This is a genomic window from Paenibacillus allorhizosphaerae (genome assembly GCF_042659105.1).
In the GTDB taxonomy this organism is placed as follows: domain Bacteria; phylum Bacillota; class Bacilli; order Paenibacillales; family NBRC-103111; genus Paenibacillus_G; species Paenibacillus_G allorhizosphaerae.
Genome location: NZ_JBHSRV010000018.1, coordinates 1 through 14,571, shown reverse-complemented (window position 1 = coordinate 14,571; position 14,571 = coordinate 1). Strand labels below are relative to the sequence as shown.

The following is a 14,571-nucleotide window of genomic DNA, read 5'->3' as shown; positions in this document are numbered from 1 at the left end:
TTCTTAATTATTTCCGGCTTTATCCATTGTCTAGAATGAACCTGCGCCTGTGAACTTGCCTTTATCAAAATCCATTGTGTTAACGGGGACCTCGGCATTGCCTGCGTTATCCGTACTGAAATAGTCTACGGTATGCGTAGTTTCTGCATAGATCGTGAATGGTGCGGTATATGTCGTCCAAGCTGCGCCATTCACTCGATATTTGATGTTTTTCACTCCCGATTGATTATCTGTGGCTTGAAGTGTCACCGTGAATCCTTTGATATATGGTTTACCGGTGCTTGACTGCGCGTAAATGGGGTCCAGACGATATTTTGTAACGGGTGCGACCGTATCGGCCGGTTCGGCGCCGTAAGCTGCTGCCGTGCGAATGCTCTCCGTTTTACCGGTACTCGTTACGGATACATAGACATAGCCTGCTGCGGTTCCCAATTGATAAACCGATGCCGTGACTGACGATTGTCCGTTTATGACCGGATTGGATGTTGTCAGCAAATTTCCGCCTGTTTCCATGTTGTAGACTTTAATCACGTCACCTGCGGTCAACCCTTTAACTGTAATCGTATCCGGTGTTCCGGCGACATTGTTGACGACCGTGATGTTAGCCGGCAGCGGGGCAGCTGAGCGAAGGATTCCGAAGTTGACCGTTGTGATTTGCCCTGCCGTTACTTGGATATCATTTTTGCTTTCGGTAGGGTGTCCCGTTTTAGAGACGGTTACCCTGTACGTTCCCGGCGGAACATTGAGCGTGTAGCTTCCTCCGGCATTCGTCGCTTGACTGATGCCGCCGGTAGAAACCGCAGCGCCGGAAACCGGATTGCCGTTCTCATCCTTTACGGTTCCGCTAATCGCTCCGTAGCTAAAGTTAACCTCAGTGGTATTCCCCGCCGTCACTTGAATATTGTTTTTGCTGAAGGAAGCAAACTCCGCTTTAGCGACGGTTACGGTGTACGTTCCTACCGGAGCATTTAACGTATACTTTCCGCTCGCATCCGTAGTTGCAGAACCGAAACCGCTGGCAGCAACCGTAGCGCCGGAAACCGGATTGCCGCTCGCATCCGTTACGGTTCCGCTAATCGCTCCGGAGCTGATGTTACCGAAGTTAACTGTCGTCGTTTGTCCTGCCGTTACTTGAATATTCGTCTTGCTGTCGCTAGGGTACCCTGTTTTAAAGACGGATACGGTGTACGTCCCCGGCGGAACATTGAGCGTATAGGCTCCTCCGGCATTCGTCGCTCGATTGATCGCGCCATTAGAAACCGTTGCGCCCTCTACCGGATTGCCGTTCGCATCCTTTACCGTTCCGCTGATCGCTCCGTAGCTGAAATGGAGCGTTGTCGTATTCCCTGCCGTCACCTGGATGTTATTTTGATAGTAGGGAGCGAATCCATCTGCGTATGCTTGCACATAGGTGTACGTCCCTGCCGGAACGTTCAGCGTATATGTTCCACTCGCATCCGTAGTCGAGGAACCGGGGACATTCGCAGCAAAAACCGTTGCGCCCGACACCGGATTGCCGCTCGCATCCGTTACGGTTCCACTAATCGTTCCTGAGCTGAAGTCGCCGAAGTTGACCGTCGTTGTTTGCCCTGCCGTTACCTGGATATTTGTCTTGCTTTCGGTAGGGTATCCGGTTTTGGAGACCGTTAAAGTGTAAGTTCCCGGAGCAAAATTCAGCGAGTACTTTCCATTCGCATTCGTCGTCGCAGAACCGGAGACATTATTGGCATAAACCGTTGCGCCCGACACCGGATTGCCGTTCGCGTCATTTACGGTTCCGCTTACCGCTCCGTAGCTGAAGTCAATTGTCGTCGTATTCCCCGCGATCACTTGGATATTGTTCTGAATGTAGTTAGGGTATCCAGTTGCGTATGCTGTCACATTAGCGTACGTTCCTGCCGGAACATTCAGCGTGTACTTTCCGCTAGCATCCGCCGTCACAGAACCGGAGACATTATGGGCATAAACCGTAGCGCCTGAAACCGGGTTGCCGTTCGCGTCCCTTACGGCTCCGCTTACCGCACCGTAGCTGAAATGGGCCGTCGTCGTATTCCCCGCCGTCGCTTCGATGTTATTCTGGGAATACGGAGCGTATCCGGATTTAGAGACAGTTACGGTGTACGTTCCCGGCACAACGTTCAGCATGTAGGCTCCGCTGGCATTCGTCTTTTGAGAGGTGCTGTTCGTATAAACCGTTGCGTCCGAAACCGGGTTCCCGCCTGCATCCGTTACGGTTCCGCTGATCGCTCCGTAACTGAAATGGACCGTCGCCACATTCCCTGCAGTCACATTGATGTTATTTTGATTATAATTCGCGTATCCGCTTGCGTATGCTTGCACATAGTCGTACGTTCCTGCCGGAACATGCAGCGTGTACTTTCCGCTCGCATCTGTGGTTACAGAACCGTTGCTGCCAGAGGCATAAACCGTAGCGCCGGTTACCGGATTGCCGCTTCCGTTCGTTACGGTTCCGCTAATCGCGCCGTAGCTGAAATGAACCGTTGCCATATTCCCACCTGTCACTTGGATATTAGTCTGCGAGTAGGAACCGTATCCGGGTTTGGAGCCGACAGTTACGGAGTACGTTCCTGGCGGAACATTCAGCGTGTAAGATCCGCTAGTATTCGTCGTTTGACTGGCAATATTCGTATAAACCGAAGAGCCCGACACCGGATTACCGTTTCCATCCGTTACGGTTCCGCTGATCGCTCCGTAGCTGAAGCCCAGCGTCGTCGTATTCCCTGCGGTCACCTGGATGTTATTTTGAGCGTAGGCAGCGTATCCGCTCGCGTTTACTTGCACGTAGGCGTATGTTCCTACCGGAACTTTCAGCATGTACTTACCGCTCGCATCCGTTGTCGCAGAACCGCTATTACTGGCAAAGACCGAAGCGCCCGATACCGGATTGCCGCTTGCATTCGTTACGGTCCCGCTAATCGCACCGTAGCTGAAATTGACATTTGTCGTATCTCCGGCGGTCACTTGGACGTTATCCTTTGTGCTTTTATTATATCCGGCACTATTTTTATCCGCGTATACGCTATACGTTCCTGGCGGAACATTCAGCGTATACGTTCCGCCTGCGCTAGTCGTTTGAAAAGCATTGTACGTATAAACGTTAGCGCCGGAAAGCGGATTGCCGCTTTCATCTGTCACAATCCCGCTAATCGCACCGTAGCTGAAGTTAACCGTCGTCGCATTCCCTTCGTTCACTTGGATGTTATTCTGAGCGTAGTTTGCGTACCCGGTTGCACCAACGGACACATACTGGTATGTTCCTGCCGGAACATTCAGCGTGTACTTCCCGTTCGCATCCGTAGTCGCAGAACCAGAGACGCCGGAGACGCTAACCGTAGCGCCGGAAACCGGATTGCCGCTTCCATTGGATACGGTTCCGCTAATGGTTCCTGTTGCGGCAGCATTCGAAACATTCGAATGGCCAAACTGGATACATATCGCTACGATAAAAAAAGCAAATAATTTAAGTAGCGATTTGGTAAAAATCCTGGATCGTATCATTCCCATTGCCTTCCAACCTTTCTTTTCTACAAAATTTCTTTCAAGAAAACTGAAATTGGAAATTCGCGGTATTCTTTGATCCCACTCCTTTCAAAATTTTTGTTAAACCTCTCGTGAATTAACTCGTTTAACCCAGCGAGATAATGTGATACACATCGTATCATACTGAATTCCATTTTCCGATTTTTTGCCGGTATTCATCTAGAGTATTTCATCCTAATTTCAATAAATGATCGGGCATGATCTTGGATCGTGACCTGTCATATTTGCGGCGCTGTTAGTACCGGTACGCAATTTGCCCTATCACCGGTAATGCTCGTAAATTCGAGACCTTACGTCATGACCGGTCCGTCCATTGATCTGCTTTTCCATGTAAAAACGCCTTCCTGCTCCATAGCCGAAAGGCGTTCCCCTGAACTGGATTCAATATTAACCTTCGCATTTCGTTACCGCTTCGCCTTATAAAACGTGATTTTCTTTCCGCTTCGCGTGAACGATCGCATTCAGGTTCTTTATTTCATCCGTACGGTTCCGCTAGCCACGATCCTATTTTTCGGGCGGCCGTAAAGCTGGACCAAGAAAACACATTCAGGAGTTGGACATCATCTTCGTAAGCTGATCTAAATTCCTGAATAAGATCTTCGTCTATTTGATATGGAGCAATAGCAATCAGCAGTGCAATTTTGGCTGCGATCTTGGATGGTCCGCTGAGCTTTTTCACCGTCTGTTCCACCCAATTCCGGCTAAGACCGGGCTCTTTACCATCCCACTCCTCGATATAATGCCTGACACTCGAACGTGCTTGTTCAGACATGATATTATGACCCGCCTCATCCGTAGCGGCAGCAAAAGAGGCAAAGGCGGGACTTATGAATGGATGGGACTTCGCCCAACTCAGATCGTCTGGCAGTAAGGCTTCCGACAAAAAAATAATGGACTCTCCGGGTTTTCTGCTTTTTCTTATGGAGGAAGAGAATAGCAGAGCAATCACCCGTTTTATCATGTGATTCAATAAAAAATGATTAATGGGTACCAACGTTTTATTAGTCAGCAATACGTCCATCATGCGGTTGATATAATGGTTAGTTACTGCGGTTCCGATCATTTCTGGAGCCTCTTGTGCGGTAAAAGGCGGATTCTGCAATATTGATGAGCCTGGCGAACGGGTTGCAAGCGCCCATTTTACAATCGAACGTATTTTTTCATCCGATATGGAGTCAACTTGATCATCGCTTATCTTTTGGGCTACTTCATGATTTCCGGCTGCCATTAGCATTGTTGTATGCGCATCAACACAAAATGAACATTGATTGGCTTTTGCAACCGCTGCAGCAACTGCTTCCTTAATGCCTCTCGGCACAACACCAACAAGTTCCGTTTCTCTTAAAGCCGCCCATATGCTAGCCAACAAACGCGGCGAAGGGGAATGCATGATGAAGATATCTCCTATAAAACCAAAGTCCCTCCGTATTTGTTTGTACATTTCTGATACGAAACCATCGCTTGAGGAAACGGGTAACGGCCGGATGTACTTGATCATTGCTTGCCTCCTACTTTCATGTGAACCGTGGCCCAGCTTTTTGCCTTCAGTTAACGTCGTACCCTATATATTCAATGGCATCCTTTATTGCCGCCAGGCGTACTTTGTTTTCATCATATTCTACAAAAACTGTGCCTTGGTGTAGGTCAACTCGCCCCGACACTCCGAGTGCCGTCAAAGCTTCCTCGACCGATTTGACACAGTGATTGCACATCATGCCGCTCACTTGAAGCGTTGTTTGCTGCATATTTATCCCTCCGCTATTTATACTGATGGCTTGATTCTCCTTTTTATGAATAGCTCTTCTTACAAGACGATTCATGAGAACTGTCCAGCCTTGACTCATACGTTCATACGCCACGGTGTGGGGCCTGCCGGACTCCGCTACCTTGTTCGCGTCCCAACCCGAGTGAACGAGCGTGATTTCCGTTTGGCCTCCCAAATCGGTGAGCTCAAACGTCAGCTGCCAGTCCTTGCCCCAGTCGAACGATAGGCTGTTAGGCCGCTTAATTAATGTCACTTTACAAGAGGTTAATCCTATCGGGCCTGCATCCAATGAAAACTTATGGCCCTGGACGGGCTGAAAATCATTCGGCATGAACCATGCAGCCAAACCTTCCGATGTGGCGACAGCCAGCCATACCTCCTGAATGGATGCATCCACTTTGATCGTTCTGCGGATGTCGGGTAGCCGGCTTTCAGTCCGGTTCTCCATATTTGATGTCCTCCTTGTGCCAATACGGCAATATTTTTTAGTCAAGGGAGCCTCGCTGCTCCCCTTGTCCGCGGTGCTATAGGTCAAAAAATTCCGCATCATACATTACATTTGACACAGCCCGCAAATGGCGCCTGCGGGATATTCAATGACAGCCCCGCTGTTTTTTTCAAAGTTCGTTGGCTTCATCAATACTTTACCCCCCTGCTTCTTGCACGCTACCAAGCTCGCCCTGAGATCGCTGACCAGAAAGGTCGGGATCCATACGGGTGGCAAGTCGGCATATATGCCGGCCGTATGATGAATGCCGGCCGCGAACTGACCGTCCGGTGTCGTCATTCGATAATCCGCCCGATCTCCTAGAATGACTTCAATGTGCTCCCAGCCTATCACTCGTTTATAAAAATCACGCACATTCTCGGCTTGGTCGACCGGCAAACTCGCGCCAATCATCCTACCTTGCAGGTTGGAAAGGGAACCGCTTTGTTTTTGTTCCATATTTTCACTCTCCTCTTGTTTATCTGCTGTTGATTCTATGTGGCCAATATGAACGCAATATGAAGCAAATGGATAAAAATGGATATAATAAAAAGACGAGCAAATTCGATTGCTCATCTTTTATTTTCCGAGGGTTTGATTTATTTACGACACTACGCTCGGGGCAAAATAACCGTGACGGCCGTCCCGCCACCTGACCTGCTGTCCACTTCGATCCGGCCGCTATGCAGATCGATGACGCGCCTTACGATCGCCAGACCGAGACCGCTTCCCTCAGCATCCCGGTTGCGCGATTTGTCGCCCTTAAAAAATCGTTCAAAAATGCGTTTACGATCCTCTTCGGCGATACCGATTCCATTGTCCCGAAAGGTGACAGTTACTTCTCCGCCGCGGGGGCGAACCTCTATCGAGATGTCCCCCCCTTCCGGAGTAAACTTGATGCTGTTATGAAAAATATTTTGCCATACCTGGTTCAGCAAATCTTCGTCCGCCATTACCGCAGTTTTGGGCAGATCAAGACGAATTTGTAGTTTTTTAGCTGTCCACTGGGGCTCTGCAGCGACCACGATATGACGCAACTGCCGGTCGAGCTGAACGAGGGCAGGGTGAAACGGATGATACTTCGAATCCAGTACGGCAAGACGCAGCATGTTGTCGCTGAGCCGGGAAAGCCGCATGCTTTCCTGACGTATAATTTCCATGCATCGCAGCTGTTCCTGCTCGCTTAATCCGTCGGTTTGCAGAATCGAAATAAACCCCGATATGGAAGCTAACGGCGTTTGAATTTCGTGAGAAACGTTTGAGACGAACTCCTGGCGCATCTGTTCAACCTGATTCAGCTCGTTCGCCATGTGTTGAAATTGCTGCGACAGGACGCCCAGTTCATCGTTTCCTTCTCTCTGTAGACGGATATTGTAATCGCCTTTTGCAACTTTTTGAGTAGCTTCCGTTAATGCTTCTAGCGGTTTTACGAGAAAAAACGTTAAAATTATGAATTTGAGGCTGCCGATTACCAGCGCCAAACAAAGCATCATAATCAGCGCCGCTCGCAGCTGCAAAATATCTTCAGAGCTTTGGAGAAATCGAAGCATTTGTTCTTTATATACATAGTAGGTAATCGGAATCGAGGCGCCGAGTCCGACAAAAACAGCAGAGATATAAGTCAACACGATTCTGATGTATAAGTTTTTAAACATCGTTCGCTGTCTCCAACCGATATCCAAGACCGCGAACCGTTACGATCCGGAATTCATCGGCATAAGCAGCAAACCGCTCCCGCAGCCTTTTGACATGAACGTCAACCGTCCGTTCGTCCCCTTCGTGATCGAAACCCCAAACGGCCTCGATCAATTGCTCCCGCATAAAGATTTGACTGGGATAGCTCGCAAGATGGAATAACAATTCGAATTCCTTGTGGGGCAAATTCCATTTTTGGTTCCCACAGACCACCATGCCTCGAAGCCGATCCAATTTGAAATTGCCTATGGAAATTGTTTTATCGGCTGTAATCCGGTACCGTCGTAGCAGTGCTTTGATCCTTGCCACCAGCTCGTGCGGGTCAAACGGTTTGACCAAGTAATCATCCACACCTAATCCGAAGCCTTTCAGTTTCTGGCTCGTTTCGTGCTTGGCTGTGATCATAAAAAGAGGCAAATCCGGGTACAGAACCCGTAACTCCCGGCAAAGTTCCCATCCGTCCATGACTGGCATCATGACATCAAGAACAACAATATCCGCGGGAGAGCGTTCCATTTCATCCATAGCCTCTTTTCCGTTTATAACTCCTCGAACCCGATAGCCCTGGCGGCTTAAGACGAATAAAATCATTTCAAGCATGTGCGCATCATCCTCGACTACCAGAACGCTTGTCATACCCGGCCTCCTCTTCAAAAGGGATATAAAGGGTTATCATCCGATACAACGATCATTTTCTAAAATCTATAACCCCAAGGCGACTTATGTTCTCATCCCATAGAATATTATCATAATGAAAATCCCCATGCACAACGCACGTTTGAATCGATGCGGAAATTTTGTAATACACATTCAGGAAATCCTTCACTTGATTCATCTCAGATTTGGAAAGTCTCTGTTCTCTAGAAGCCTGATCCCTCTTTCCATGTCATACTGAGGGGTATCTTCCTGCTTGATTTGATCGACAGGATCAAGCAACATCGGTGTACTCATGTGGCCATGGAAAGTACCGGGGTGTTCTGGAAACCGATCGTGAATTTTCTGGAAGCCGAAGAGATTCAGTTCCTCGTCGTTAACGCCCAGCACATCAAAGCCGTTCCCGGCAGGAAAACAGACGTAAAAGATGCAGAATGGATTTGTAATCTGCTCCGCCACGGTCTGCTGAAACCCAGTTACATCCCAGACCGAAACCAACGAGAACTGCGCGAATTAGTTCGTTACCGTCGCAGCCTGATTCAGGAACGGTCTCGCGAACATAACCGGGTCCAAAAAGTGCTGGAAGGAGCCAACAGTAAACTAGCTGCCGTTTTCTCCGACATCATGGGGGTGAGCAGCCGCGACATGATGGATGCCATGATCGAGGGTGAAGAAAGCTGGGCTTAGTTTCGTATTGCCATTTTTAGATCTATGCTATGTGAAATTTGCGGGGTAGCACAATGACCCGACCTTCCGTTTTGCCGCCGCCGCAAGGTATCGGCTTTAGGCTATACTGGATGCCAGTTCGAAATATGCCGGATATGGATTGAACGAAGTACGTTATTAAATCCATTTAATTGCAATTTTTTTGTAATTATCATCGAATGTTTTTTTGTTCTTTCAGTGTAACCCATTCAATATTCTTGCTGAAGTACAACAGTTTTTGATACTGCAATCGAAAGAACCTCCGTCTCCACATACTTTAGTGGAATTTGAGGTTCTTTTGGTAAGTTCCATTTCTCATAGCTCGTAAAGCTCAACCATCTTCTGGATTTGACGCTGCATATCCATAATTAATGACGGGGGTTCCATCACCTTCACCATACTGCCGTAGCTCAAGATTTTCTGGATCGCTCGTTCCATTGATGAAAAATGTGTGGTTAGTGACAAAGTTCCGTCAGAATTCACGAGGACTTTATCGAAGCCGAATTCATCACGCACCCGGGTTTTCGCCTCCGGTTGAAACCGTAATACCGCCTGCACTCTCTTAAAATCGGCTCTCTTCATGAATTGTTGTTCGACATCTTGCAGCGTAAAGTCTCGCCTTACAAAATGTTCCTGTAAGATCTTGAGTTCTCCTATACGGGACAGGCGAAATACGCGGATGTCCATTCGGGTCAGACAGTAGCCGTATACATACCAGATATAGCCTTTGAGAAAAAGACCCATCGGTTCCAGCTTGCGTTCGGTTTCCGCACCTTTGTTATCTAAGTATGTAAAAGAAATTAATTGAAGGTCTCTGATTGCTTGGTGCAATGGACCCATATGCACTTTATCGTTTGGAGCCGGCTTGAAATCGAGATCCACATAAATCTGATCTTCAGCTTTGTTTTGCTCAGGCATTAACGCGCCGATTCGTTCTATTAATCGATCTATTTCGGAATGATCCGTCGCGGACCGTACTCCTCGCAAGGCTGAGCAGATTGACGAGAAATCTTCCAAAGATAACACCTGCTTTTCCAATCGGTAGCCCTCCATAATCTCGTACCCTCCATCCGATCCGGCGAAGGACACAATGGGGATTCCGGCTTGATTGATGGCTTCCATGTCACGATAGATCGTTCGCAGAGAAACCTCAAAGCGCTTAGCAAGGTCAGTAGCACTGACGCGGGGTTGATTTAATAATGCCATTGTAATCGCGAGCAAGCGATCCAGCTTCATAGAACGACCTCCAATCCGGGAACCTGCAATAAGCGATTTCACCCATTCCTTATTCTACACTCGAATACCCAAGCCTTCTATGTCCTAACTGTTTAGTGAAAAATAATTTCAGAGGTAGCCGCATTCGAAACTGCGAAATGAAGCATACGAGCTCCCTCCTCAGACAGAGCATCTAGCTCTTGTTTGGAAAGTACCCGAAATGGTTCTATATGCAGAACAGCACGATCACGACGGCTCATCAGCTTCCAGGTTCCGGCGACGAAGCCGTCAATGAGAATGGTTGCACGGATGATTCCGTTCGCCGTGAAAACACGTTTGCGGCACGTCTCATCCATGATTCGGCTCCGGTCCGCGTAGGACAGCAGCATATTATCGAACTCGCCGAGGAACCGCGGTGCAGATGGCGTATCGGCATCAGGCCGAGGAGCATCCGGCAGATCGAACAACTCCTCGCCTCGTTCGTTTCGAAATGTGACCAGATGTGGACGAAGAGACCTTATATCTTCAAGAATACGTGTAAGTCCTGACCAAATCTGAATATCCTTGACTGTAGCCGGTCCGAATGCGGCCAAATAACTCCAAATGAGCCATTCCGGCTCGGGCGGTGAGGACAGAGGTTGGCCGAGCCATGCTTCGACTGACGTATGTACAGCCTGCCCGCTTTCCCCCCATATGCCCCGCGGCGGTATTTGCACTAACGGTACTCTATTCCGAACCACTCCCGCTGCAGCCTCCAGATCGAGTCCAGACCAATGTTCGCATAGTCGCATGCCCAATTCATTGAACGTCATGGGCCAGCAGCGCGCGATTCAATTCACGGTTACTGAGTACTTTACCGGGTTCTTTTTCGGTTGCCGTCCCTTGGATTTGCACTTTCACAGCATTCATGTTTACCGCTCCCATCTTTTATAACCATCATTGGAGTTTAGCGTTAGCGGAATCTCCGGAAGAAAGCCTGGATGTCAGGGATTAGAAGATCCGGCGCATCCATCGCGGCAAAATGGGTTCCGCGTTCAAATTCCGACCATTGCACAATGTTCGTGTTGTCACGTTCGGCAAAGCGCTTCATCGATTTGAAATCATGTCCGAACACCGCCACACCTGTCGGAGCCGTATTCGGTCCTTGCGTCTCCTGCCCGTGGTTATGCGCATTCTCGTAATACAAGCGTGCGGACGATTCCGCCGTATTGGTCAGCCAATACAAAGTGACGTTAGTCAGGAATGCATCCCGGTCGATAAAATCCACATGGTCGCCAAAGCCGCAAAATAACTCGGCAATCCAAGCAAGCTGCCCTGAAGGCGAGTCCGCAAGACCATAGGAGAGTGTTTGTGGCCGTGTGGATTGGATCGAATTGAAGCCCGCCCGTTCATTGAAATTGGCCAGGAATTGAAGCTTCTGCTGATCTTCTTCCGATAAGTCGGCCATCTCCGCCGGATCTCCGGAAGGGAAGGAAAACAGCTGCAGCACATGTATGCCGCGAAGACCTTCCGGCTTCTGAATTCCAAGTTCTCTGGACACAAGTGCGCCGCAATCGCTGCCGTGTGCACCGTATTCCGTATATCCCAAGCGCTTCATTAAGACATCCCATGCTCTAGATATGCGAGCTATATCCCATCCGGCTTCAAGTACTGGCCCTGAGAACCCAAATCCAGGTACGGAAGGGATGACGAGGTGGAACGCTTGGGCCGGATCGCCACCGTGACAGCGCGGATCGCTGAGCGGACCGATTAGTTCCAAGAACTCGACAATCGAACTGGGCCATGCGTGGGTAAGCAGTAGTGGAAAAGCGTCAGGTTCAGGCGAACGAACATGTAAAAAATGAATGTTGGCACCATCGATATTCGTAGTGAATTGAGGGTACTCATTCAGGCGAGATTCGAATTTACGCCAATCATATTCTTTCTGCCAATAGGATGCTAACTCTTTCACATAGTCGAGCGAAACCCCATAATTCCAGTCAGCTCCGCCTAACGCGTCCGGCCAACGAGTCCGAGACAAACGATTCCGAAGGTCATCAAGATCGTCTTGCGGTACGGAGATGTGGAACGGCTGAATTTCTGTGCTTACCTCGGAAATGATTTGTCTTGAATTTTTCATAGAAATTTCCTCCTTGAAATGGGTTCATTTGTAGTGCTTACAATACCTATATTAAACCATGCACCCTGACAACATTATGTCAGGGTGCATGTGGGATGAAACTTTTTATTAAAAAATCTTTCGATACGAATACAATTCGAACGAGCAAAAAGAGAAAGCACCCGCCAAGAATCGGAACTGCTGCCCGGTAGTTCAACGCACATTAGGACATAGTACAAATCACTATATTTTGTGAAGATGTTAAAAGGAGCTGCGCAGCAGCTCCTTCGTCGTTTATGAAGCAGTTCTTTTTACACTATCGTATCCCGTTAGCCATTCATTCAGCGTAAAAACAGCATCTTTTTTATCACATATTACTTCTGGGAAGCCAGGTAGTCGGCGAGTTGATCGAATGTACCTTCGAGTCCTTGTTGAAGCATTGGTGCCGTAACGTCATATGCCGCTTGCTCATCTGTGGATGCGTTCAGAGGGCCGCCATTCAGCATCAGAGTAGTTTTCCCTTCGTTTTCTTCAAGCGTGATGATATTCATAATTTCAAGAGGCCAATTCGCGTTAAAAGGCGCTCGGATCGTGTTGCCTTGCTCATCGGAAAAGGACTGGATAAAAACCAACTTCTCGGGTGTGACTACCTCTTGATACGTAAATTTCCCCCACATGACATGATTCCCGTCGGAGGAAGACTGACAGCCTAGAAATATGCCGCCTGGTCGAACTTCCATTTTGGCTACTTCTAGGAAGAAACCCTTAGGCCCCCACCAATTCGCGAAATGTTGGGGCTCCGTCCACACTTTATAAACGAGTTCGCGAGGGGCATCGAATACTCGTTTGAATGTCATTTCTAATGGTTGATTTGGAATGTTATTCATGAGAATCCTCCTTGTTTTGGAAGGGTGTCTGCACCCCAAACATAGTGAATGTTCTGGCGATTCTTCGCCGCTACAGAGTGTTTGAAGCTTGAACCAATAGGTTAGCCAACAGATCGTAATCAGGCGTATCCCCTTGGCGAATTTTAAGCCATTTTCGCTCGGCAGGACCTTCGAATCCTTTCGGGAATGCAAGACCGGTTGCGTTCATGATCATGAATGCAATGGCATCTTTCGATGGAGAAATAACAGCTGCGTAATGTCCATGCTTTAGAAAATGGGGCTTTTTGTATTGGATGCGCTCTTCGGCTTCCGGAATGGTTTTATGCACCATTTGGCGCAGCTGGTTACTTACCTCGATTTGCCACGGCTGATTAAGATTTTCGATAAATGCTGATACTTCATCGTTCATCATCTCTTTTACAGCTCCTTTTTTAAAGTTATGGATCTGGCGAAAATCTTCACGTTCTCTTGTATGAACTGTTCGAGCCCGATATCGGGATAGTTCTCCCTGGCTTCCAAATTATTAATGAACGCACCATATTGAGCCATCATGAACGTGAAAGCCTGCATGGTGGGGTTGGAACACGCAATTTTTCCTTTCTCACTCATTGTAATGAGGTAATCTGTAAGAAACGTCAACAGTTGGCGAGGATGCTGCAGTCGACGTTCTTTAAAACCGGGGATATGGACCTCATCCTTTATGGCGATTAGAATCAGCTTTCGGTTGCGGTTCATGATGTCATGATATTTTCTGCTGATGGTTAGTAGGTCGATTTCTAATTCCCACACAAGCTGCTCGTTGAAGAGCATTCGCATCTCTTCGGCATACTGAAAATGTTCTAGGGCGGCTTCGAGCAAATTTTGCTTGCTTCCGAAGTGTCGAAAAAGCGTCTTTTCGCTTAAGTCGGCGGCTAAAGCGATTTCCTGCGTCGTGACGCCATGGTATCCTCTCTCCGAAATTAGGTCGATAGCAGCCCGTAGCAATTTCTCTGTGCTCCATTGCTTAGTTTGACGCATGATCAGCTCCCTTTCTTTAAGATACACGATATGTCTGTCAGTAATGACTGACATTATCTTATCCCAGAATTATCCTCTAGTCAAGACGCCTACTCGTCAAATTAACCCAAGCAATTGCTACAGCTTTATTTTGAAGGTTCATTAGCGATAACTACCCGTTCGATACACATCAGGACATATGTATCAAACAACTTATTTTATGAAGTTATGTGATAACAGAAAGAGACCCACAGCAACGGGCTGCGGGTCTTAATTTTATATATTAAAAAGGGGGTCGATCTTATTATAGTCCTGGTTTATTAATGAGATATGAAAATCAGATTTCATGTTTATTACAAAACCATGATTCAACTATCGTAACCCGTTAGCCCCCCATGCCCTGTCGGGCGCCACAGAGGATGAAAATTTTGGTGCGACGTTTTATACTATTCTTACGGCTGGTGAGGAAGGTCGTTGCGCTATGGTGTCACGAACCCATCCGTTAGTC

Annotated in this window: 12 protein-coding genes and 3 pseudogenes; 1 reads left to right on the top strand and 14 read right to left on the bottom strand. The window is 48.0% G+C overall.

Features of this window, described 5'->3' with window-relative positions:
• Positions 1-30: 30 nt before the first annotated feature.
• The 8 genes and pseudogenes from ACFQI7_RS32900 to ACFQI7_RS32865 form a co-directional block, all read right to left on the bottom strand.
• Positions 31-3,519 (bottom strand): beta strand repeat-containing protein, encoded by a 3,489-nt coding sequence (locus ACFQI7_RS32900; RefSeq protein WP_218102189.1) that lies wholly within the window; start codon positions 3,517-3,519, stop codon positions 31-33.
• A 517-nt stretch (positions 3,520-4,036) separates the two neighbouring features.
• On the bottom strand, positions 4,037-5,059 hold the full coding sequence (locus ACFQI7_RS32895) for a carboxymuconolactone decarboxylase family protein (protein WP_218102190.1): 1,023 nt from the start codon (positions 5,057-5,059) through the stop codon (positions 4,037-4,039).
• Positions 5,060-5,105: 46 nt separating this feature from the next.
• A complete protein-coding gene (locus ACFQI7_RS32890; protein WP_268966858.1) occupies positions 5,106-5,306 on the bottom strand; it encodes a copper ion binding protein in 201 nt (66 codons plus the stop codon).
• A gap of 63 nt (positions 5,307-5,369) precedes the next feature.
• Positions 5,370-5,774: pseudogene (locus ACFQI7_RS32885) on the bottom strand (SRPBCC family protein); the annotation flags it as partial.
• Positions 5,775-5,879: 105 nt separating this feature from the next.
• Entirely contained in the window at positions 5,880-6,272 is a 393-nt protein-coding gene (locus tag ACFQI7_RS32880) for a VOC family protein (RefSeq protein WP_218102192.1), read from the bottom strand.
• Between the two features lie 152 nt (positions 6,273-6,424).
• Positions 6,425-7,468: a sensor histidine kinase gene (locus ACFQI7_RS32875; RefSeq protein WP_218102193.1), complete on the bottom strand. Its 1,044-nt coding sequence runs from the start codon at positions 7,466-7,468 to the stop codon at positions 6,425-6,427.
• Positions 7,461-8,144, bottom strand: a complete 684-nt coding sequence (locus ACFQI7_RS32870; RefSeq protein ID WP_218102194.1) for a response regulator transcription factor — start codon at positions 8,142-8,144, stop codon at positions 7,461-7,463. Before ACFQI7_RS32870 ends, ACFQI7_RS32875 begins: the two co-directional genes overlap by 8 nt.
• A 52-nt stretch (positions 8,145-8,196) precedes the next feature.
• Positions 8,197-8,355 (bottom strand): annotated as a pseudogene (locus tag ACFQI7_RS32865) (phosphotransferase); the annotation flags it as partial.
• A gap of 59 nt (positions 8,356-8,414) precedes the next feature.
• On the opposite strand from ACFQI7_RS32865, the pseudogene ACFQI7_RS32860 reads away from it, so the two are divergent.
• A pseudogene (locus tag ACFQI7_RS32860) lies at positions 8,415-8,834 on the top strand (IS110 family transposase); the annotation flags it as partial.
• Between the two features lie 348 nt (positions 8,835-9,182).
• Here the strand turns inward: ACFQI7_RS32860 and ACFQI7_RS32855 are convergent.
• The 6 genes from ACFQI7_RS32855 to ACFQI7_RS32830 form a co-directional block, all read right to left on the bottom strand.
• The gene (locus ACFQI7_RS32855; RefSeq protein ID WP_218102196.1) at positions 9,183-10,103 is read right to left on the bottom strand and encodes a helix-turn-helix transcriptional regulator; all 921 of its coding nucleotides are present in this window, start codon (positions 10,101-10,103) and stop codon (positions 9,183-9,185) included.
• A gap of 92 nt (positions 10,104-10,195) precedes the next feature.
• A complete protein-coding gene (locus ACFQI7_RS32850; RefSeq protein ID WP_230415547.1) occupies positions 10,196-10,873 on the bottom strand; it encodes a winged helix DNA-binding domain-containing protein in 678 nt (225 codons plus the stop codon).
• A 161-nt stretch (positions 10,874-11,034) separates the two neighbouring features.
• Positions 11,035-12,201 carry an epoxide hydrolase family protein gene (locus tag ACFQI7_RS32845; protein WP_218102197.1) on the bottom strand — a complete coding sequence of 389 codons (1,167 nt, stop codon included), beginning with the start codon at positions 12,199-12,201 and terminating at the stop codon, positions 11,035-11,037.
• 353 nt (positions 12,202-12,554) lie between these two features.
• Positions 12,555-13,067, bottom strand: a complete 513-nt coding sequence (locus ACFQI7_RS32840; RefSeq protein ID WP_218102198.1) for an SRPBCC family protein — start codon at positions 13,065-13,067, stop codon at positions 12,555-12,557.
• Positions 13,068-13,137: 70 nt separating this feature from the next.
• Complete coding sequence (locus tag ACFQI7_RS32835; RefSeq protein ID WP_218102219.1) at positions 13,138-13,476, bottom strand: DUF1801 domain-containing protein; 339 nt, start codon at positions 13,474-13,476, stop codon at positions 13,138-13,140.
• Positions 13,477-13,484: 8 nt separating this feature from the next.
• Complete coding sequence (locus tag ACFQI7_RS32830; RefSeq protein ID WP_218102199.1) at positions 13,485-14,084, bottom strand: TetR/AcrR family transcriptional regulator; 600 nt, start codon at positions 14,082-14,084, stop codon at positions 13,485-13,487.
• Between the last annotated feature and the right edge of the window lie 487 nt (positions 14,085-14,571).

Excerpts from the sequence above, each read along its gene's own strand:
- ACFQI7_RS32840 (WP_218102198.1), bottom strand. The coding sequence starts at position 13,067 with ATGAATAACATTCCAAATCAACCATTAGAAATGACATTCAAACGAGTA.
- ACFQI7_RS32895 (WP_218102190.1), bottom strand. The coding sequence starts at position 5,059 with ATGATCAAGTACATCCGGCCGTTACCCGTTTCCTCAAGCGATGGTTTC.
- ACFQI7_RS32870 (WP_218102194.1), bottom strand. The coding sequence starts at position 8,144 with ATGACAAGCGTTCTGGTAGTCGAGGATGATGCGCACATGCTTGAAATG.
- ACFQI7_RS32875 (WP_218102193.1), bottom strand. The coding sequence starts at position 7,468 with ATGTTTAAAAACTTATACATCAGAATCGTGTTGACTTATATCTCTGCT.
- ACFQI7_RS32830 (WP_218102199.1), bottom strand. The coding sequence starts at position 14,084 with ATGCGTCAAACTAAGCAATGGAGCACAGAGAAATTGCTACGGGCTGCT.
- ACFQI7_RS32855 (WP_218102196.1), bottom strand. The coding sequence starts at position 10,103 with ATGAAGCTGGATCGCTTGCTCGCGATTACAATGGCATTATTAAATCAA.
- ACFQI7_RS32845 (WP_218102197.1), bottom strand. The coding sequence starts at position 12,201 with ATGAAAAATTCAAGACAAATCATTTCCGAGGTAAGCACAGAAATTCAG.
- ACFQI7_RS32835 (WP_218102219.1), bottom strand. The coding sequence starts at position 13,476 with ATGAACGATGAAGTATCAGCATTTATCGAAAATCTTAATCAGCCGTGG.
- ACFQI7_RS32880 (WP_218102192.1), bottom strand. The coding sequence starts at position 6,272 with ATGGAACAAAAACAAAGCGGTTCCCTTTCCAACCTGCAAGGTAGGATG.
- ACFQI7_RS32890 (WP_268966858.1), bottom strand. The coding sequence starts at position 5,306 with ATGCAGCAAACAACGCTTCAAGTGAGCGGCATGATGTGCAATCACTGT.
- ACFQI7_RS32900 (WP_218102189.1), bottom strand. The coding sequence starts at position 3,519 with ATGATACGATCCAGGATTTTTACCAAATCGCTACTTAAATTATTTGCT.
- ACFQI7_RS32850 (WP_230415547.1), bottom strand. The coding sequence starts at position 10,873 with ATGCGACTATGCGAACATTGGTCTGGACTCGATCTGGAGGCTGCAGCG.